General features: G+C 38.7%; 7 protein-coding genes. 6 read left to right on the top strand and 1 reads right to left on the bottom strand.

Features of this window, described 5'->3' with window-relative positions; translation table 11 throughout:
* Positions 1-71: 71 nt before the first annotated feature.
* A complete protein-coding gene (locus QZ562_RS18520) occupies positions 72-854 on the bottom strand; it encodes a serine protease (RefSeq protein ID WP_293763495.1) in 783 nt (260 codons plus the stop codon).
* 104 nt (positions 855-958) lie between these two features.
* On the opposite strand from QZ562_RS18520, the gene QZ562_RS18515 reads away from it, so the two are divergent.
* The 6 genes from QZ562_RS18515 to QZ562_RS18490 form a co-directional block, all read left to right on the top strand.
* A complete protein-coding gene (locus QZ562_RS18515; protein WP_293763494.1) occupies positions 959-1972 on the top strand; it encodes an NAD-dependent epimerase in 1014 nt (337 codons plus the stop codon).
* A 217-nt stretch (positions 1973-2189) separates the two neighbouring features.
* Positions 2190-2789, top strand: a complete 600-nt coding sequence (locus QZ562_RS18510; protein WP_293763493.1) for a YdcF family protein — start codon at positions 2190-2192, stop codon at positions 2787-2789.
* A 50-nt stretch (positions 2790-2839) separates the two neighbouring features.
* A complete protein-coding gene (locus QZ562_RS18505) occupies positions 2840-3697 on the top strand; it encodes a patatin-like phospholipase family protein (RefSeq protein WP_293763496.1) in 858 nt (285 codons plus the stop codon).
* Entirely contained in the window at positions 3694-4512 is an 819-nt protein-coding gene (locus tag QZ562_RS18500; RefSeq protein ID WP_293763492.1) for a PEP-CTERM/exosortase system-associated acyltransferase, read from the top strand. Before QZ562_RS18505 ends, QZ562_RS18500 begins: the two co-directional genes overlap by 4 nt.
* Positions 4513-4661: 149 nt before the next feature.
* Positions 4662-5537 (top strand): PEP-CTERM sorting domain-containing protein, encoded by an 876-nt coding sequence (locus tag QZ562_RS18495; RefSeq protein ID WP_293763491.1) that lies wholly within the window; start codon positions 4662-4664, stop codon positions 5535-5537.
* Positions 5538-5741: 204 nt separating this feature from the next.
* Positions 5742-6249 (top strand): FAD-binding protein (locus tag QZ562_RS18490; protein WP_293763490.1); only part of this gene is annotated, 508 nt, incomplete at its 3' end.

The raw sequence follows: 6249 nt of genomic DNA, 5'->3' as shown, positions 1-6249 counted from the left end.
GTTTTATAACAAAAAATAAAAATCGCTATTTAAATTATGTAAAGAATGGTGACACTATTGCACTTCTATTATCAGTTTACATCCAGGCCCTTTCGTTTAGCAAGCTCCATCAAGTACTTAACCGGTATGGCATAGCTAATACCAGATGGTTTTTCAAGCACGGTTTCTTTCGATTCTTTTACAAAAACTTTGTTTAATATGCCTACAACTTCACCGCTTTGAGCATCGTATAACGGGCTACCGCTGTTGCCAGGATAGGCAGTAATATCTAACTGATAAATCATAAACTTTTTATCCAATCTATCTAAAATATTCATAGACAACTGGCTTGAATGTTGGGTGGGTATAACGTCAGGTGTGGTTGCAGCAATGATGCCTCTATGTGTTGCAGGGTAGAGCCCCAACACTGCACCTATTGGAAAACCAGTTAATAAAACCTCGGTACCATCTTCTACATATTTGGGTGACGAAAGTGTAAGGGGCGTTAAAGGGCTAGGCAATTTTAAAATGGCTAAATCGTGTTCACGATCTCTAGCAATTATTTCTACTTTAGCTATCTTGGGATTTCTACCCGTACCTGTAAATACGATATGGTACTGCACTTTTTGCGGATCGAGCTCTTTATCAATGACGTGATAGTTGGTAGCCACTAAAGTACCGTCGCCAAAAACAAACCCTGTTCCTTGCAGTTGATGCGTTTGGACACCTAATGCATCGTATAAACCGACTCCTACCACTGAAGGTTTTACTTTGGCTACAATTTCGGTGATTGAATGGCTATCAGCATTGGCACTTAGTACCAGTGAGATCCCTAACAAATTTCCCAAAAGCAATAATTTACGTATAAACATCATTTTACAACACTGTCAGCAGAATATCTGAGTATAATCACAAATATCATAGCGCTACGCTAATGATATTTGTACATTATGAATATTAGACAAAAAAGGTTTGGTTTATGAAGGTGTTGGTAACGGGCGCAGCAGGTTTTATCGGTTTTCACGTGGCAAAAGAGCTACTAGCAAGGGGAGACACGGTGATAGGCATAGACAATATCAATGATTATTACGATGTCACACTTAAAGAAGGTCGCTTAAATACCCTTGCAGAATTACCACTGTCAGGAAACTTTACATTTATTAAAATGGATATCGCAGATAGAGATCAAATGAAAACCTTATTTGCGTCATCCGCTTTTGATAAAGTAGTGCACCTTGCTGCTCAAGCTGGGGTGCGTTATTCAATCGAAAATCCCCACGCTTATGTTGACAGTAACTTAACTGGCTTTATGAACATACTAGAAGGATGTCGACACAATACCATACAGCATCTTGTCTACGCTTCTTCTAGCTCAGTTTATGGTTCAAACGAGTCAACACCCTTTGCGGTTACTGATAACGTTGACCATCCAGTATCACTTTATGCAGCCAGTAAAAAAGCCAATGAACTGATGGCTCATACTTACAGCCACCTTTATCGACTACCGACTACCGGACTAAGGTTTTTTACCGTCTACGGTCCGTGGGGCCGACCCGATATGGCACTGTTCAAATTCACTGAATCTATCTTGAACGAAAAACCAATTCAAGTGTTTAATTACGGCAACCATCATCGAGATTTCACCTATATAGATGATATTGTCAGTGGCGTCATTCTCTCCTTAGACAATGTAGCCCAATGCAATGAAAATTGGGACGGGAAAAACCCAGATCCAAGCAGCAGTAAAGCACCTTGGAAAATTTATAACATTGGCGCTCATAATCCAGTGAACCTTCTTAAATTCATTGAAACCCTCGAGGCTGCCTTGGGCAAAGAGGCGATCAAAGAAATGCTCCCTATGCAGCCAGGAGATGTTCAAAATACCTATGCTGATGTATCAGCACTAAGCAAAGATACGGGATATCAACCCAAAACAGGTTTAACTGAGGGAATAGGCAACTTCGTAGCTTGGTATCGCGCTTTTTATTCATAAGTTTCTGCAACATCATAGCTGGCTATAGCAGCACCTCAGTTTTACTATCAAGGATTATTTAATGACGCTAGCCTATATTGCCTCTGTTATGAGTTCTCCAGTCGTTCATGGGCCTGTTCTTTTCTGTATAATTAGAGTAATGGCGCATTTTAGTAAAAAACCAAAAATATACAATTATTTGTCAGTTATTCCTCTAATTTGGCTTTTCTTGTGTTCGATGACATACCCAAGTGTATTACTCATCAAAAGTTTAGAAGATAAGTACCCTGTCGTCTTCTTGCAGTCACAAGAGTGGAGAAAGACTGACGCTATTGTTGTTTTGGCTTGTTATTATTTTGAAGACGACGAATTGCCTTTTATATCACGTTGGCCAAATTGTTCATTACAAAGAAACCTGCATGCAGCGTTGATGTATAAAGTTCACGCTTTACCCATATACCTAGGTGCCGGAATGTCGGGTACAAAAAACAAATTGTCGCTTGCTGAACATAACCAATCATTTTTTGAAATAATGGGCATCAATAGTGCTGATATTATTACCATACCCAAAGGCTCTGGTACCGAATCAGAAGCCAAAGCATTAAGCCCTCTTTTACAAGGTAAGTGGATTTCATTGGTTACTTCTGCAAGCCACTTACCACGTGCGGTAAAATATTTTGAAGACCTTGGGATTAAAGTATTACCAATCCCAGTTGAACATTTGAGTCGACGAAAAATAGAACCTATGATTAGCTTGCCCAACGCGTCGAGTTTGTATAGAAGTGAAAGAGCCATTCACGAATATCTTGGGCTAATTTATCAGCACTATCTCAACTAGCTGACTATATTCATTGTATATCTTGTCAATTACCTTGGGGTTTACGTGTGATAAATCAAATAGTTCCTATTTTTTCAGGTGGTGGAACTAAGCTATCCGCACATATTGGAATTTTGGATGCCATTCACACTTTGGGCATTGATTTTCAGCATATAGTGGGCGTTTCTGGTGGCTCTATTGTTGCCGCTTTACATAGCAGTGGCATGCCACTTGAACAAATAAAACAATTAGCTATGGATACAAGCTTTAAAAAATTTAGAGGCTTTAGCCTTTTAACGCTAATTTTCCATGGTGGACTCAGTTCAGGTGATGCTTTTGAACGCTGGATTGATGCGCAATTACAAGGCAAATTGTTCAAGGATATTGACAAAGATTTACACATTTTAGCGACAGATGTTAACGGTGGTGGCCCCATTGTATTTAATAAGCAAAATTCACCTGACTTAAAAATTTCAAAAGCTGTCCGCTTCTCAATGTCGATACCCCTTTTTTTTAGCTTTCAGTCATATAAGGACTATATACTGGTTGATGGTGCGATTCTGTCAGAAGATGCCTTGTTCAGGGATTGGGCTGGTGATAATACTAGGGTCATTTGTTTTAGGCTGAAAAGCGAACACATTACCAGTCAAAATTTTAAAAAAAGTTGGTTACCTTTGGGGCAATATGTGATGATGTTAATTAGAACGTTTATGACTGCGCTGTCTAGGGAATACGTACATGACGACTATTGGAAAAATACTATAGTTGTGAATACCGGCACACTTTCACCAGTTGACTTCAATATTTCAATGGAACAGAAAGAAAAGTTATACCGCATCGGGTATCAAACTGCCCTAGAATTCATTCCTAAAAGACTGAGTTTGCAGTTAACCGGTCGCGATTACATAGCAACGGATAAACCATTGTGAAAAAACTCAGAGAATACGCCGACAAACCGTTAATTGGACCGTTAGTCAAAAAGGTTATTAACTTTACAGTTAGCAAACAAGCAGAGCAGATTTCTCAACACTTTTCAGAATACTTATCTCCGGTAGTAGCATTTAGACAAGACCTCCAAGAAGAATCGTTTAAAATTCGTCATCATGTGTATTGCGACGAGCTAAAGTTTGAAGATAAACAACTAAATTTCATGGAACAAGATGCTTTTGATAAGCAATCAACACACTGCTTAATTAAGCACTTACCCACGGGTAGTTATGCAGGCACAGTAAGAATAGTGAAATCCACCAATCATCAAGAGTTATTGCCTATAGAAAAATACTGCAGCCATTCAATAGATCATGAAAATGTCCATCCTAAGGATTTTCCTAGACATGAGATATGCGAAATATCAAGATTAGCCGTTCCGGCACAGTTCAGAAAACGTCAAACTGACCGATTTGGGGGTTCAGCAACCGGTGTTATAAATGAGCAGTTTTATTCTGAAAGAGAACTCAGATGTTTTCCTTTTATTGCTGTGGGACTATACCTTTCTGCGGCGTCAATTTGTTTGCGACAAGATTTAAATCATTGCTTTGTGATGATGGAACCAAGATTAGCAAGAAGTTTGCGGTTTGTTGGTATTTCATTTGAAAAAGTCGGACCTATTGTAGAATATCATGGCCAACGTGCTCCTTATTATATTAGCCGCAATCTATTAATGACGGGATTAACACCTGGCTTTAAGAAAATCCTAAATAACATCGATAAAAAGATAATCAGCCAATTTAAAATTGGTCAATAGCCTCAAAAATGTCAGCTTTTTTTACAATTTTGATTTTTTTAAAATGACATAAAAACACAATTAATTGTTTTTAAAAGCATTTTTATTTTTGGCACGAAGAGTGCTTAGTATTTGTTAGGCAGAAAATTTCACAATCGCAAGGAAAAAAAATGAAAAACTTATTTAACAAATCAAAAATGATTTCAGCTAGCGTATTGTTAGCGATGTCAGTCGCTGGCAGTGCTAGTGCAGCAACAATTAACTTTGGGTCATCATCTGACCTCAACGGAGTCGCTCAAGTAGCAGATGACAATTCTGGACTTACCAGTGTCAAAGTTGATGCTAGTAATCAAACAGATGGTGGTAATGGTTTTTTCGTTGAAACTTTTGACAAAGCAACTCAAACATACCAGCCCGGTACTACAATTCCGTTCCCTGTTGGCACCACTGCTTTTAATGATACTGATACTACTGCTCATGCAGATTGTGCCGTAAATGGTGTCGGTGCTGGGATCCAAGTACTTGGTAGTTCGTTTGACGCTTTTGGTGTTCGTAAAGGGACAAAAAGCGGTGTAGCAGCGTCTCCAGACGGTGACACAACTTGTTTTGGTTATACACCCAAAGAAGGCGGTACAGTTCCATCTTGGGTTGAAGTTGATTACTCAGCTTTCTTAACAAACGTCGGTCTTGGTGCTATCAACTATCTTGGTTTCTACTGGGGTTCAGTTGACACTTATAATGGTTTTACATTCTATAATGAAGATGGTACAAGAACTGAACTCTCAGGTGCAGAGGTACTTGCAGCAGGTAATGCCAATTCTGGTAGTCAGACTCAGCCAGGCGCCAACGTGTATGTAGAAATTGTATTTGATGCTTCAGAAGTATTTACAAAATTAAGGTTTACTTCAAATGCTGTTGCCGGCGAATTCGATAATATTGTAATTGGTCTTTCAGATAGAGAAGTTCCTGTCCCTGCTCCAACGGGTATTGCTTTATTGGGTTTAGGTTTATTAGGCTTAGGACTTAGAAATAGACTTCGCAAGTAAATTACACCTAAAATAAAAAAAGCCAACATTGTTGGCTTTTTTTATATCTGGAGAATTATATTGCTCATATATTATCTCACCAAATAACTTCTGGTCTTACCATCACTGAATATACATGAACTCCATTGTGAAGCTTGTAAAATAAATCAACAAATGTCTTAATCATATCCTGTAGAGTGCCTTCTAAAGGAATTTGAGAGATTTATGCAAATCATTGACGAACTAAAAAAACAGTTTTCTGTAGAAGATGACGTGCTTTTGATTGAGACTAAAGAAGCAACCCAACATTATGGAAAAACAACATTTTCAGCCCCTATCAATATTGATTGTGTAATTGTTGTCAAAAAAGTGATGACAATAGGCAAAGCTCTAAAGCTAGCCAATGTTTTGCAATTTAATTTATACCCAGTAGGTACTAATAAAAACTGGGGATATGGTTCTTTTAATTTGTGTTCAGGCCGGCCAAACGTCATCCTTGATCTAGGTCAGTTGAGTAACATATCTAGCACTGATAAGGAACTTGGACTGGTTACCCTTGGTCCAGGCGTAACCCAGCAGCAACTGTATGACTTTTTGACTGAGAACAATTGGGAGTTCATGGTACCAGTCACGGGTGCAGGGCCAGAGGCTGGCGTTGTAAGCAATGCGCTGGAACGAGGTTATGGAATTACTCCACATAATGATCATTTTTATGCTTGCACTGCCTTGAAAG

Source organism: uncultured Paraglaciecola sp., assembly GCF_913058035.1.
Lineage (GTDB): Bacteria > Pseudomonadota > Gammaproteobacteria > Enterobacterales > Alteromonadaceae > Paraglaciecola.
The sequence above is the reverse complement of the archived record's forward strand: the minus strand, read 5'-3'. Positions and strand labels throughout refer to the sequence as shown.

What these genes read in the sequence shown, in the direction of transcription:
- QZ562_RS18510 (WP_293763493.1), top strand. Translation starts at nt 2,190, where the DNA reads ATGACATACCCAAGTGTATTACTCATCAAAAGTTTAGAAGATAAGTAC.
- QZ562_RS18495 (WP_293763491.1), top strand. Translation starts at nt 4,662, where the DNA reads ATGAAAAACTTATTTAACAAATCAAAAATGATTTCAGCTAGCGTATTG.
- QZ562_RS18520 (WP_293763495.1), bottom strand. Translation starts at nt 854, where the DNA reads ATGATGTTTATACGTAAATTATTGCTTTTGGGAAATTTGTTAGGGATC.
- QZ562_RS18515 (WP_293763494.1), top strand. Translation starts at nt 959, where the DNA reads ATGAAGGTGTTGGTAACGGGCGCAGCAGGTTTTATCGGTTTTCACGTG.